Annotated in this window: 13 protein-coding genes; 4 read left to right on the forward strand and 9 right to left on the reverse strand. The window is 25.4% G+C overall.

Annotated features, from left to right (window positions below; all coding sequences use genetic code 11):
• Positions 1-88 precede the first annotated feature (88 nt).
• From QZ321_RS04280 to QZ321_RS04295, 4 genes are all read right to left on the reverse strand, one after another.
• Complete coding sequence (locus QZ321_RS04280) at positions 89-2,101, reverse strand: ABC transporter permease (RefSeq protein WP_291749933.1); 2,013 nt, start codon at positions 2,099-2,101, stop codon at positions 89-91.
• Complete coding sequence (locus QZ321_RS04285) at positions 2,091-2,858, reverse strand: ABC transporter ATP-binding protein (protein WP_291749931.1); 768 nt, start codon at positions 2,856-2,858, stop codon at positions 2,091-2,093. Before QZ321_RS04285 ends, QZ321_RS04280 begins: the two co-directional genes overlap by 11 nt.
• A 282-nt stretch (positions 2,859-3,140) precedes the next feature.
• Positions 3,141-3,650, reverse strand: coding sequence for an NUDIX domain-containing protein (locus tag QZ321_RS04290; protein ID WP_291742478.1), 510 nt, complete (start codon positions 3,648-3,650; stop codon positions 3,141-3,143).
• Between the two features lie 31 nt (positions 3,651-3,681).
• The gene (locus tag QZ321_RS04295) at positions 3,682-4,503 is read right to left on the reverse strand and encodes a MerR family transcriptional regulator (protein ID WP_291749929.1); all 822 of its coding nucleotides are present in this window, start codon (positions 4,501-4,503) and stop codon (positions 3,682-3,684) included.
• 89 nt (positions 4,504-4,592) lie between these two features.
• Here QZ321_RS04295 and QZ321_RS04300 point away from each other — a divergent pair, with 89 nt between their 5' ends.
• Positions 4,593-5,924 (forward strand): MATE family efflux transporter, encoded by a 1,332-nt coding sequence (locus QZ321_RS04300; RefSeq protein ID WP_291749927.1) that lies wholly within the window; start codon positions 4,593-4,595, stop codon positions 5,922-5,924.
• A gap of 248 nt (positions 5,925-6,172) precedes the next feature.
• Here QZ321_RS04300 and QZ321_RS04305 read toward each other — a convergent pair whose 3' ends face one another.
• Positions 6,173-7,183: a sensor histidine kinase gene (locus QZ321_RS04305; RefSeq protein WP_291742470.1), complete on the reverse strand. Its 1,011-nt coding sequence runs from the start codon at positions 7,181-7,183 to the stop codon at positions 6,173-6,175.
• Complete coding sequence (locus tag QZ321_RS04310; RefSeq protein WP_291742467.1) at positions 7,180-7,851, reverse strand: response regulator transcription factor; 672 nt, start codon at positions 7,849-7,851, stop codon at positions 7,180-7,182. The genes QZ321_RS04305 and QZ321_RS04310 overlap by 4 nt, the downstream gene beginning before the upstream one ends.
• A gap of 419 nt (positions 7,852-8,270) precedes the next feature.
• Between QZ321_RS04310 and QZ321_RS04315 the strand changes: the two genes are divergently transcribed.
• From QZ321_RS04315 to QZ321_RS04325, 3 genes are all read left to right on the forward strand, one after another.
• Positions 8,271-8,687 carry a ribonuclease Z gene (locus tag QZ321_RS04315; protein ID WP_291749925.1) on the forward strand — a complete coding sequence of 139 codons (417 nt, stop codon included), beginning with the start codon at positions 8,271-8,273 and terminating at the stop codon, positions 8,685-8,687.
• A 2-nt stretch (positions 8,688-8,689) separates the two neighbouring features.
• Positions 8,690-9,727 (forward strand): DNA/RNA non-specific endonuclease, encoded by a 1,038-nt coding sequence (locus tag QZ321_RS04320; RefSeq protein WP_291749923.1) that lies wholly within the window; start codon positions 8,690-8,692, stop codon positions 9,725-9,727.
• 130 nt (positions 9,728-9,857) lie between these two features.
• Positions 9,858-11,030, forward strand: coding sequence for an MFS transporter (locus QZ321_RS04325; RefSeq protein WP_294196286.1), 1,173 nt, complete (start codon positions 9,858-9,860; stop codon positions 11,028-11,030).
• 135 nt (positions 11,031-11,165) lie between these two features.
• Here the strand turns inward: QZ321_RS04325 and QZ321_RS04330 are convergent, their stop codons facing one another.
• The 3 genes from QZ321_RS04330 to QZ321_RS04340 all read right to left on the reverse strand — a co-directional run bounded on the left by QZ321_RS04330 (position 11,166) and on the right by QZ321_RS04340 (position 13,428).
• Complete coding sequence (locus tag QZ321_RS04330) at positions 11,166-12,161, reverse strand: DUF4179 domain-containing protein (protein ID WP_291749919.1); 996 nt, start codon at positions 12,159-12,161, stop codon at positions 11,166-11,168.
• Between the two features lie 3 nt (positions 12,162-12,164).
• On the reverse strand, positions 12,165-12,680 hold the full coding sequence (locus QZ321_RS04335; protein WP_291749917.1) for a sigma-70 family RNA polymerase sigma factor: 516 nt from the start codon (positions 12,678-12,680) through the stop codon (positions 12,165-12,167).
• 325 nt (positions 12,681-13,005) lie between these two features.
• On the reverse strand, positions 13,006-13,428 hold the full coding sequence (locus tag QZ321_RS04340; RefSeq protein WP_294196289.1) for a hypothetical protein: 423 nt from the start codon (positions 13,426-13,428) through the stop codon (positions 13,006-13,008).
• Between the last annotated feature and the right edge of the window lie 236 nt (positions 13,429-13,664).

Here is a 13,664-nt window from a genome sequence, read left to right on the forward strand (position 1 = left end):
TTTTTAAAATCTATAACTACAAAACATATTAGCTTTATTAACTACTATATAAATGTTATTTAAAACTTTTTTATTGTTTTATAATTTTTTATTTTGAATTTTTAATTATGCTCTTATATCCTGTATAGGTTACATAAAAATAACCACCATATACTACTACAAGTATTGCTAAAGTTAATAATGATGTTGGAAGTATGTTAGTATTTCCATAAAGGCTTATAAATTTATTTACAACATTTATTCCAACTATTGAACTTAATATTGCAAGACCAAGTGGCATTATAAAGTAAATTACAGTTTGAGCAAATATAGTTTTATTTATCATTTTTTCTGTTGCACCAATCTTCTTTAATGCTTTATATCTATCATTACTATCACTAGCCTCTGATAATTGTTGCAGAGCAAGAATTGCCGCACTTGCAATTAAGAATATTATTCCTAAATATAATCCAATATAAAGTATAGTTGTACTTAATCCCTTACTTTCATTATATACATCTTGTTTTGTATAAATTATCATTGGTAAGTCTCTAAGCTCTTTATTGTTTTCTGGATTTTTAAATGAACTTCTTACATCCTCTTCTATAAGCTTATCATTTGAATTTTTATAATTAACATCCATATATGCTTCAGTTAAATATATATCTCCATCAAAATCATCATTTACAATAAGAGTTAAAACATTAGCTGCCATTGAAGAATTCCAAATTGCATCATTTAAATATTCAGTATTTGCTACCTTATATTCTTTTCCATTTAAATCAACTGTTCCTTTAAGTTTTATCATATTTTTTACAGAATCTTTTGCAGATTTAAAATCAGAAAGAAGCATTACTTCATCACTATTTATAGTAAATGTACTTTTTCCTTGCAATTTTCTTATATTATTAAAGTCTGATAACTTAATAATGTCTATATATTCCCATCTTTGTTTTCCATTATCTAATTCTTTCTTAAATTCACCTACTGCATAATTTTTAAGTATAGAATTTGCGTCTGGTCCTTGCATTCTATATACATTAAAGAAAATAGCATCATTATCTTTAACATCATACTTAGCTAAATCTAAAATTTGCTCAATACTAGTATACTCTTCCTCCTCTGCTGTAAATAGCTTAACTGATAAGTCAAAAGGAGCTACAACACCAGCCTCTAATGCACTTTTAAAACTAAGACCTGTTGATAAAAGAACTATAGTTATAAATAACATAAGAGAAATAACTGCCATTGAAACAAAATTTGTATTTACTTTACTACTAATTTGTCTAGTTATAAATATATTTAACTTTTTAAAATATATATTCTTATTTCTTTGAACCATAGCTATTATAAATCCTGATACCCCAAAGAAAAATCCTACTGTTCCTAAAATTCCAAATACTATAGACAGCTTAAATTCAATGCTTTCAATGTCTAATCCAACCTTAGTAACAAGACAATATGCACCTATTAATATTGCCATTGAAACAATAAATATTATTGAAGATACTATAGGATTTTTAATTTTTACTTCCTCATTTTTACGTCCTGCTGTTAATAAATCTATTAATTTATATTTTGATACTACAGTTGTATTAAATATCATTAACATTCCAAATATAATTGCAAAATAAAGAATTGTTTTGCCTATTGCACCAAAAGATATTATAAACTTAAATTCAGTCATGTCTACTTCAAAAAGTTTAGCTGTAAATAATGATAAACCTTGTGAAAGAAGCATTCCAAGTAAAAGTCCTGCAACTAAAGATAAACTTCCAACTATTAAAGTTTCACTTAACAATATTTTTGAGATTTTACTCTTCTTCATTCCAAGTGTCATATAAATTCCAAGTTCTTTTTTTCTTTTCTTTATCAAGAAATTATTTGCATATAAAATTAACCCACCTAGAATAAATGATACAAAAACTGAAACATAAGATATTAATGTTGTTACAACTGTCATATATTCAGCTTGACTCTTGCTCATGTCTAGTACTGCCTTTTGAGCATCTATTGAATTAAAGCTATAAAATATACAAACAGCAAAAGCTATAGTTAAAAAGTATATTGTATAATCCTTAAAACTCTTTTTTACATTATTTATTGCTATTTTAGAATACATTCTCCACATCTCCTCCAAGCAATGTTACTACTTCAATTATTCTATTAAAAAATTCTTTTCTTGAATCCTTTCCTCTTACTAATTCATTAAATACTTTTCCATCTTTAATAAATAAGATTCTATGGGCATAACTTGCAGTAAAAGCATCATGTGTAACCATTAAAATTGTTGCTTCTAAATCTTTATTTAACTTTTCAAAGGAATCTAAAAGTAATCTTGAAGATTTAGAGTCTAATGCACCTGTAGGCTCATCAGCTAAAATAAGTGATGGGTTTGTTACAATAGCTCTTGCTGATGCAACTCTTTGCTTTTGTCCACCAGACATTTGATATGGATATTTATTTAAAATTTCTAAAATTCCTAAATTCTTTGCAACATTTTTAATTTTTCCTTCTACTTCTTTAGGCTTTACTCCTTGGATTGTTAGTGCTAAAGCTATATTTTCATAAGCAGTTAATGTATCTAAAAGATTAAAATCTTGAAATATAAATCCTAATTCATCTTTTCTAAAGTTCTCTAATTGCCCTGATTTCATTTTAGTTATATCTTTATCGTTTATTATAATATTACCTGTAGTTACATTATCTATTGTAGAAATACAATTAAGCAAAGTTGTTTTACCACTTCCTGATGGTCCCATTATTCCAACAAACTCTCCCTTATCTACTCTAAAACTAATATTATCTATAGCTTTTGTTATATTGTCTTTGTTTCCATAATATTTTTCTATTTTTTCAACCTTTAATATATTTTTCAACTTTATTACCTCCATAACTTTTTATTAAATATTTTTTTAAATAGCTATTTATTTCTTAGGTATTTTTAATAATTGCTCTCTTCATTATTTATTTTAGCTAAATATTTTAAAATTACATATTGAATTACATTTCAGCAATCTTACAAAATTGTAATGATAAACTATAGTTCAATATCCCTCTATTGAACTATAGTTTAATAATTAATTTTATAAAATTTTAATCAAAAAAATCATGCGATTTTTTTAAATCACATGATCCATTTTAACTTATATAGTTTAAAACTATTTTATTAAAAACCCATTTTCAATAAAATAATTTAAATAACGTTGCTTTTGTAAATTTATAATTTCTGCTGAATTTACAAATTTAATAAAATCTTTTTCACTTACCCACTTATAAGACATAGTTTCTCCTTCTTGGAGCTTTATAGATGTTTTATTGCAATCTACACTACATAAAAATGTATAAAAAATACACTTACTTTCATCATAAATAAATCTATCAAGTTCTTTAAAGTTTTCTGAAATAATTCCTGTCTCTTCAAACAATTCTCTCTTTATACATTCTATCTTATTTTCTCCCTTAAGAGCTGCCCCTCCTGCTGTAGCTTCATAATATCCACCATAGTTTGATTTAGAAAAGTCACGCCTCATAAGCAAGTAATCACCATCTTTATGTTTAACAAGAACTTCACAGGACATATGATATAAACCTTCTGGAAATACCTCTCCACGAATCAAATCTATATTAGCAAGTGTTCCATCTATAAAATATCCATCCCAAACTTCCATAAAAAATTCCTTCTATAAAATTTTGATATATTTAAGAATTGCATAAAATTTCAATTTGAGTTATATATTCACCTCCATCTGATATTGCAAATTCATTTAGTCCACTTTCAAAGGCATATCCAGATAATATTAAATTATTCTCCCTAGCAAATGTAACTATTTTTTCATAAACAAGTGGTATTTTACTCCAATGCCCTATAGAAAATCCACGAATATACTTTCCACTTGGTTTAATAAATAATTCTTTTTTACTTTTATCAACTTTAGTAAATATTCCATCATATTCATTAAAGTTTTTAGAATTTATTTTTTCGATTGAAATATAACTTCCACAACTTCTCTTATAACTATTAAATTCACAAGAAGATTTTAAATGCTCCATAATTATTTTTGAATTATTTACTAAACCAAAGCTATCATCTAAGCTTAAAGGTAATTTTGTCATAAGTAAATATTCATCATTTAAAGTTACTACCTCAATTTTCCCATCATATATTTCATCACATAAATCAAGCATGTTAGACTTTTCTTTTAATATTTCCTTCAATTTCTTTAACCTAGTTATTGTTTTATCTATTTCATTTACTTTTTCCCTTGCTATATTTCTAAAATCATTTTTATTAGGACTATTTATATATCTTTGTAGTTCCTCTATAGACATTCCAATTTCTCTTAAAGATAAAATATTTTCAAGTTCCATACTTTGCTCATAAGTATAATATCTATATCCATTTTCACCCTTAAACTTAGGTGAAAAAATACCAACACTATCATAATAATGTAAAGTTCTTTTATTTATACTGTGAATTTTTGCAAATTCACCTGCTGTAAAAAAAGCTAAATTATTTTTCATATTTTTAAAATTCTCCAATTGACATTACAGTTACTGTATACTTTAAACTAATTTTACCACAGGAAATTAAAGTTAAAAAGGAGAATAAAATGAAAAACGAAAGTATTTATACAAAGCCTATTACACTAAATACAATTATAACAATTGTTATACCAACTATAATTATGACACTTATTCAAGCATCATATTCTATGATAGATGGTATGTTTATTTCAAATATTTTAGGTGATTTAGCCTTATCTGCATTAACTCTTATTTCACCCTATTTAAATTTCTTTATTGCGATTGGTGCATTATTTGCATCTGGTGGTAGTGCTGTAGTAATGAAAAAAATGGGTGAAAATAAAAAATCTGAAGCAAGAAGAGATTTTACTACACTAACAATAATTGCTGGAGTAATTGGATTGATACTTAGTTTAATATTTTTTATATTCACTAAGCCTCTTGTTTCAATATTTAATATTGAAGGTATTATTTTTAGTCGTTGTATGGAATATTTATCTTCCTATAGCTTTTTTATAATCCCTCAAATACTATTTGCAATTTTACAAATATTCACTATTGGTTCAGGTAATCCTAAACTTGCTATGATAACTTCATTAATTGGTGGAGCAACAAACATATTTCTTGATTTTATATTAATAAAGGCTCTTAATCTTGGAATGACTGGGGCTGCAATTGCTAGTGGAGTTGGAATGCTTTTACCGTGTATTATATTAATTTTAAACTTTATGAAAAAAAGAGGAGATTTATATTTTTCAACATTTAAATTTGATATAAAAGTTATTTTAAAAACCTTTAGTAATGGAGTATCTGAGTTTGCTTCAAACCTTGCTAGTGGAATTGTAATAATGTTATTTAATTCTAGAATGTTAGCTATTGCAGGACCTGATGGAGTTGCAGCTAGTACTATAACCTTTTATGTTTTTGGATTTATGAGTGCATTATATATGGGGTATATGTTAGGTGTGTCACCATTACTTAGTTATTTTTATGGTTCAAAGGAGAGCTTTAAACTTAGAAAAATTAAAAATATAAGCATTACATCTATAGGAATTATTTCAATAGTAACAACAATACTTGCAATTTTAAGTTCTAATATATTAGTTGGTGCTTTTACTAAAACTGATTCTATTTCTTATACTATAGCCTCAAATGGAAATAAATTATTTTCTATTGCATTGTTGCTAGTTGGATTTAATACATTTTCAAGTATGCTTTTTACAGCTTTATCAAATGGAAAAATTTCAGCTATAATTTCATTTTCAAGAAGCTTTGTATTTTTATCGATAGCAATTATTGTGTTACCATCAATTTTAGGCATAAATGGACTTTGGTTATCTGTTCCATTATCAGAGCTTTTAGCTTTTATTATTTCAATATTTTATATAAAAAAATTCAAACACAAATATAATTATTAAAAACACTTAATAATTAGTTTGCACTAAAACCACATAGAGTTAAAAAAATCTGAATATTACTTTAAATAATAAAATAAAAAATATTTCATACCAATTTTCCTATTAATTTATAAATACCGTATATCTAATAATTGATATACGGTATTTAAATTGCAATATTCTTTTTGACTATAACCAGAGTTTTTTATAAAATTATATTCCTATATTTAAATTTAAATATTGCTCTTAATGGAAATAAATAATTCAACTTAAAATATATTAAACTTTCCCTTTGGAAATACTATACTTACCTTAGTGCCTATCTTTTCTTTTGAAGTTAAGCTTATTCCAATACCAAGCTTATCACAAAGCTTCTTACATAAGTATAAACCTATTCCCGTTGACTTTCCAAAATTACGTCCATTTTCCCCAGTAAATCCTTTTTCAAATACCCTATCAATATCTTTTTCATTTATTCCTACACCATTATCTTTAATAGTTAAAACAATATTATTTTCATTTACTTTTGATGATATTGAAACTTCTCCTTTATTAGGTATAGAAAATTTTATTGCATTTATTATAATTTGATTTATAATAAATTCTATCCATTTTGCATCACTAAAAATATTACCTTCTATTTTATTAATATTTAACTTAATATTTCTATTTATAAAGTCTCTACTATTATTTTTAACAGCCTTCATTACAACATCTCTTAGAGAAAATTCTCTAATTATATAATCTTTACTTACATCACTACTTCTAGCATAATATAAAACTTGTTCAATAAAGCCTTCTACCCTCTTCATTTCATAATTAATTCGCGAACTTAAATTACTATCATCATTTTCTAAAATAAGCTTTGCTGATGCAATTGGGGTTTTTATTTCATGCACCCAAGTTTCTATATATTCTTTATACTCTGCTTGTTCATCTTTATAATACTTAACATTTTCGTGCATAGATTTATTACATTCTTTTAAAACATCACTAATAATTCTTTCTTCTTGAGACCTAGGCCCATTTATAACCTCTGGTAATAAATATTTTTTATCTAATCCTTCTAAAGTGCTAGTTAAATTTTTAAAATATCTATTATACTTAATAAACTCTAAAAACATATATATTAATAATGGAGAAAACCATATTAAAAACAATACAAATATTGCATTCATTGATACTTCTACTATATTCATCAATATACTTATTAATAAAAATGTAATTAAGTTAACCATAAGAAATAACATTCTTTCTTTTATAAAAGTTACTATACTCATTGAATTATATACCCTAATCCCCTTCTAGTTTCAATTATATTTTTAAGCCCAATTTCCTCAAGCTTCTTTCTAATCCTCGTAACATTTACCGATAACGTATTATCATCTATAAACATTTCACAATCCCAAAGATAATTCATAAGTTTTTCTCTAGAAACTATCTTTCCCTTATTTTTTATCAAGTAAGATAAAATTTTTAATTCATTTTTTGTTATCTCAACGGTCTCATTATTATAACTTACTGTTCCATTTGATAAATTAACCTTCATATCATTATACTCTAATACATCTGTTGTTTTTAAACTTCTATTTATTCTCTTTAAAATTGATTCAATCCTTGCAAGTAAAATTTGAGTATTATAAGGTTTAGTTACAAAATCATCAGCACCTAAATTCATGCTCATAAGCTCATCTATGTCGCTATCTCTACTAGTTACAACTATTATCGGAACTTCTGAAAATTTTCTAACCTCTCTACAAATATAATAACCATCAAATATAGGTAAATTTATATCTAATAATATTAAATCTGCATTGCTCTTTTTTATATTTTCTATAATATTTTCAAAACTATCTGGTGCTTCTATTTCATATCCATACCTAGATAAAAAAATATTTAATTCATCTCTAATTGTTTTTTCATCTTCTACTATAAATATTTTGCTCATTTTATTCTCCTCTCATATTTTTTCACAATAAATTTTTCTAAAAATAAAAAGCCTTGTTAATATTTTTATCTATTAATCAAAGCTTCATTATTTATTATAATATATTTTTATATAATTTTTAAATTAAATGAAATTTTTCTTCATCATAACCTGCAAACATAACTAATCCAACTACTTTTATAACTTCAATTAATTTTTTCATTAATAATCAGCTCCCATTTCGTCTTTCGTTATGCTTTTATTATAATAAATATAAATTAAACTTCATATTTAAATACATTACATTTATTTTACATAATCGTAATAAATAAATTATTAATTTTCTTATAAATAATATTAAATTATTATCTATTAAATATAATAACTAAATTCATCAAATTTTGATATAATATTATGAAGAATATAAAAGGAGGGCGAATATGAATATAATTGTTTGTTTAGATGACAAAAATGGAATGATGTTTAATAAAAGAAGACAAAGTCAAGATAAAATTCTTAGAAACAACATAAAAGAACTTGTTAAAACTAATAACCTTTTTATGAACGAATATTCTTATAAATTATATAAAGATATTGATTCTGGAAATATAAAGGTTTGTGAAAACTTCTTAGATGAATGTTCAAAAGGTGATTTTTGTTTAATAGAAAACAAAGAAGTAAAAAGCTATTTAAACAATATAAATGAAATATTTGTTTATAAATGGAATAAACTTTATCCATCAGACTTCTATTTTGATATTAATTTAAATACTAGCTCATGGAAATTGATTAATACAGAAGAATTTGAAGGTTCATCTCATGAAAAAATAACAAAAGAAACTTATAGGAGAATTTAAAAATGAAAAATATACTTAAACTAAAAAATTCTATATTTACGACCTTAATGGTTTTACTATGTTTATTAGGATTTATTGGTTGTTCGTCAACTGATACTCCTTCTACAAATAATAATGGACAAGTAGTTGAAAACTCTAATTCAAATAATGTACCTTTAACTAATCAAACCGATAATACTAGTTCAAATAACATTAATATTTCTAATGTTAATGATATTCCAGCATACTCTGGTAATGATACTATAATATTAAATAATAATGTTCCTAACTTTTCTAAATCTGACTTAACTACTACCTCTTTTGAAAAATATAGCCCTTTAGATAGTTTAGGAAGATGTGGAGTTGCATATGCTAATGTTGGAAAAGATATAATGCCAACAGAAAAAAGAGAATCTATAAGCTCTGTTAAACCAAGTGGTTGGCAATCTATAAAATATGACATTGTTGAAGGAAAATATCTTTACAACAGATCTCACTTAATCGGTTATCAATTAACTGCTGAAAATGCAAATAATAGAAACTTAATTACTGGTACAAGATATTTTAACGCTACATTAATGTTACCATATGAAAATATGGTTGCCGACTATATAAAGGAAACAAATAACCATGTTTTATATAGAGTGACACCTGTATACGAAGGAAATAATCTTGTTGCAACTGGTGTTCAAATAGAAGCTAAATCTGTAGAAGATGATGGTGAAGGAATTGAATTTAATGTATTTATTTACAATGTTCAACCAGGAATTACTATAGATTATGCAACTGGTAATAGTGCAGTTAGCGGTGAAGAAGTAGTTAAAAATAACTCAACAAATACAACTGCTAATACTAAACCAAATAATAATAGTAGTACTTCAAATAATACAAATGACAATTCTTCTACTACAAAAACTATAATAAGAGGAAATTCAAAATCTAAAATTTATCATTGTCCTGGTCAAAAGGATTATGAAAATATGGTTGATTCTGAATATCTTGTTAACTTTAATAGTGAACAAGAAGCCATTGATGCAGGATATAGAAAAGCTTATAGATAAATTTTTTTAAAACTACAGTAAAATTTACTGTAGTTTTTTTATTTTATATAAATAAAAATATTGTTAGATACTCTAAAAATAGGTATAATAAACCAAAGAACAATTAACAAAAATTGGAGGCAACTTATTAATGTTTCAACTACTATTAGCAGTTATATATTTATCTTTTATTAGCCTTGGCTTACCAGATTCACTTCTTGGTTCGGCGTGGCCTACTATGTATTCAGAACTTAAAGTTCCAATTTCATTTGCTGGCATAATCTCTATGATTATTTCTATTGGAACAATTATTTCAAGCTTACAAAGTGATAGATTAACACGAAAGCTAGGAACTGGTAAGGTGACAGCAATAAGTGTTGCAATCACTGCTATTTCATTATTTGGTTTTTCTATTAGCAACTCCTTCTTATCACTTTGCATTTGGGCTATTCCTTATGGACTTGGTGCTGGAAGTGTGGATGCATCTTTAAATAATTATGTTGCCCTTAATTATAAAAGTAGACATATGAGTTGGCTTCATTGTATGTGGGGTGTTGGAGCAACATTAGGCCCTTATATTATGGGATATGCATTAAACCAAGGAATGGCTTGGAATAGTGGCTATCGTATTATTGCAATATTACAAATTATTATAACAGCAGTACTTATATTTAGTTTACCACTATGGAAAAAACGTTCTAATACTATAAGTGATAATGTAGATAATATTATATCAAAGCCACTTTCTTTTAAGGAAATAATAAAAATACCCGGTGCAAAAGAAGTGATGTTATGCTTTTTTTGCTATTGCGCATTAGAACAAACAACTGGTCTTTGGGCAAGTAGTTATTTAACATTATATAAAGGAATTTCTGCTGATACAGCTGCAAGTTTTGCTGGTATGTTTTTCATAGGAATCACTATTGGACGTGCGTTAAGTGGATTTATTACAATGAAACTTAATGATATGCAAATGATAAAAATGGGACAACTTATCATAGGATTAGGTATTATTACACTACTTCTTCCCCTTGGAAAATTTGTTTCACTAATAGGATTAATTTTAATTGGCTTAGGCTGTGCCCCTATTTATCCATGTATTATTCATTCTACTCCATCACATTTTGGAGCAGATAAATCACAAGCAATTATAGGTGTACAAATGGCAAGTGCATATGTTGGGACATGTATAATGCCTCCTATATTTGGTTTAATTGCAAACCATATTACAGTTTCTCTTTTTCCAATTTACTTACTTATAATATTGATATTTATGATTGTGATGTATGCATTATTAAATAAAAAAACTAATATCAAAAATTAATATTAATTACACATAGTTATTATATAAGAAAATATTTTTAAAATAGGATATTACGCTAATTATTTAGTGTAATATCCTATTTTATATAACCTTCTCCATTTTAAATAGCATTTATTATTAAAATAAGCTTTAATATCAATTTATTACTATATCAAATTTTTCTCCAACAACTTTATAATCATTGCTTAATCTTCCACTTTCTTTTGGATATTCTACTGCATATGGAACTACTGTTAATACGTTTGCATTTTGAGATATTTCTTTTTGATTTTTCATAACACCACGATTTTTTTCTTCATATGAACTGTAAAACTCAACATCATTTCCTAAATCATCATATCCTTTTAACATTATGTCATATACATTATTTTTATCTTTATTCTCTATTGAGTAATAAATTTTTTGTCCTATATCATTACTCGTATATTCATTAAAAGTTATTATTTGACCATTTTCTAAAACAAATGAATTGTTTAACATTATATTTTTGCTATTTGAAGCTAAAGTATCACCATTAGCTGTAAACTTAAATTCCCAAGGTCCCTTTATTTTAATTTCTTTTTCTTCATCGTACAAATATATTGAATCATATTTTATTTCTATCTCCAAATCTCCCTCATTTAACTCTTTATCTAATTTATACGCTAATACAGTTTCTTCTGTATATCTATCAATTTGCTTACTTGAACCACCTGCTCCACTAGATATCCTCTTTCCATTTATATAAACATTTCCACTTAGAGTCATGAATCTATCACTTTTTATGTCTTCATCTAACTTTGTCGTTGTTGATACTATAATTTCATCTCTATCTAAAATAACTTCATTTAACTGAACTGTTGCTCCATTTTTAGTTATTGAACTATTAATAACAGTTCTATAATCATTTAAATCATTATTAATATTTAAATAGTCCTTAACATCAAACATAACTAACTTAACGTTTGCACTTATTTCATTTGAAAAAATTGCTCCAAACATTGCAACCCCTAAAGATGCAACCAACAAACTTCTTTTAACCTTCTTTCTTCTTTTATTTTTTATCTCTTTATACCCCTCAATTGAAGCACTTTTAATAACATCATCTAATCTTGACGAAACTTTTATATCATTTATATCTATATTTTTCATATTCTATCCCTCCAAATACATTTTTAATTTTTTTAACGTTCTATTTAATCTACTTTTTACTGTTCCCAATGGTATATTAATTTCATCTGATATATCTTTTAGTGATTTATCATCTAAATATCTCATAACTATTAGCTCTCTTTCCTTTTCCGATAACTTATCTAAACTAGTTATAATATTATAATCTTCAAAACTGTTTTTATCATCTTCTATAATTAAATTGCTTTCAAAATCACGTATATCTACTAATGTAACCTTACTATTTTTCTTTATATAATCCTTACAAACGTTTATAGTTATTCTTGTCATCCAAGCATTAAAGTATTGAGGATTTTTTAAAGTCTTTAATGATTTTATAGCTTTTATAATTGCTTCATGAACACAATCTAAAGTGTCATTTTCATTTTGTAAGTACATAAATGATACTTTATACAAGTTTTCTTTAATTGGATCTAGCAACTTTATAAAGCTATCCATATCCCCATTAACTGCCCTTCTAAATAATAGTTCATCAACCATTAATAATTCTCCCTTCTGAACCGATTCATATAATAGACGATTTTTTCTTAAAAAAGGTTCCATAATATAAAAAAGACTAAATATTTATATTAAATATTTAGTCTTTTTTATATTTAAATCAATCTTTTTTTTAGCTTTTAATAAATTAAAATTAACTTTCTCTTATTTAAATATTTATAATTTAAATTTTTTAAAACTCATTTTACCAAGGTTAATTCTATAAATATATTTTAAATTATATTACATGTTTATAGAAAATTAAAGACTGATGACACTTTGTCAGCAGTCTGAATAAAAAGGTAGATAATAAATATCTACCTTTTTATTAATCTAAACTAATAGTATAATATCCTGAATCTCCATCTGGACATGCTTGCAATGTGTAAGTTCCACTAAATGCTGGTATTCTATCTAATCTTACTGTTTGTCCAGGAGCAATGGATTTAGTTTCTCCAACTTGAGCCCCGTTTGAATTTATTATTCTTACTTTTATTGTAGATGGATTTGAGTCATAATTTGTTACTTTAGGACTATCGGGGAAAATATTGTTAGATGATGTTACATTACACCAGTTTCCCTTTGATAAATATGCTGTACCCTTCCATTTTACTTTTGCTCCTTTTTCTATAGATTCAACAGAATTATTTAATGAATCATTGGAATTTGAAGCAAATGTTGTAACTGATGCCCCTAGTAATATTGTGCTTACAAGAACAGATGAAATTATAATTTTATTTTTTAATATCATAAATAATGTCCCCCTATATGTATACTGTTATTAAATTATCTAACAACTCAAATTATACATTTTTTTGCAATATAAGTAAATAATTTTTAACTCATCATAAAAATACTATAGTTATTTTTATTACCAATACATCCTATATAAATTTATCAACTTACTTAATAGTGTAGAATACACAAATAAACTGAATCTCCATCTGGACATGCTTGCAATGTGTAAGTTCCACTAAATGCTGGTAT

This window comes from uncultured Clostridium sp. (assembly GCF_910588715.1).
Taxonomy (GTDB): Bacteria; Bacillota; Clostridia; order Clostridiales; family Clostridiaceae; genus Clostridium.

Coding starts and splice junctions, on each gene's coding strand:
- QZ321_RS04280 (WP_291749933.1), bottom strand. CDS start 2,101: ATGTATTCTAAAATAGCAATAAATAATGTAAAAAAGAGTTTTAAGGAT.
- QZ321_RS04290 (WP_291742478.1), bottom strand. CDS start 3,650: ATGGAAGTTTGGGATGGATATTTTATAGATGGAACACTTGCTAATATA.
- QZ321_RS04295 (WP_291749929.1), bottom strand. CDS start 4,503: ATGAAAAATAATTTAGCTTTTTTTACAGCAGGTGAATTTGCAAAAATT.
- QZ321_RS04300 (WP_291749927.1), top strand. CDS start 4,593: ATGAAAAACGAAAGTATTTATACAAAGCCTATTACACTAAATACAATT.
- QZ321_RS04305 (WP_291742470.1), bottom strand. CDS start 7,183: ATGAGTATAGTAACTTTTATAAAAGAAAGAATGTTATTTCTTATGGTT.
- QZ321_RS04310 (WP_291742467.1), bottom strand. CDS start 7,851: ATGAGCAAAATATTTATAGTAGAAGATGAAAAAACAATTAGAGATGAA.
- QZ321_RS04315 (WP_291749925.1), top strand. CDS start 8,271: ATGAATATAATTGTTTGTTTAGATGACAAAAATGGAATGATGTTTAAT.
- QZ321_RS04320 (WP_291749923.1), top strand. CDS start 8,690: ATGAAAAATATACTTAAACTAAAAAATTCTATATTTACGACCTTAATG.
- QZ321_RS04325 (WP_294196286.1), top strand. CDS start 9,858: ATGTTTCAACTACTATTAGCAGTTATATATTTATCTTTTATTAGCCTT.
- QZ321_RS04330 (WP_291749919.1), bottom strand. CDS start 12,161: ATGAAAAATATAGATATAAATGATATAAAAGTTTCGTCAAGATTAGAT.
- QZ321_RS04335 (WP_291749917.1), bottom strand. CDS start 12,680: ATGGTTGATGAACTATTATTTAGAAGGGCAGTTAATGGGGATATGGAT.
- QZ321_RS04340 (WP_294196289.1), bottom strand. CDS start 13,428: ATGATATTAAAAAATAAAATTATAATTTCATCTGTTCTTGTAAGCACA.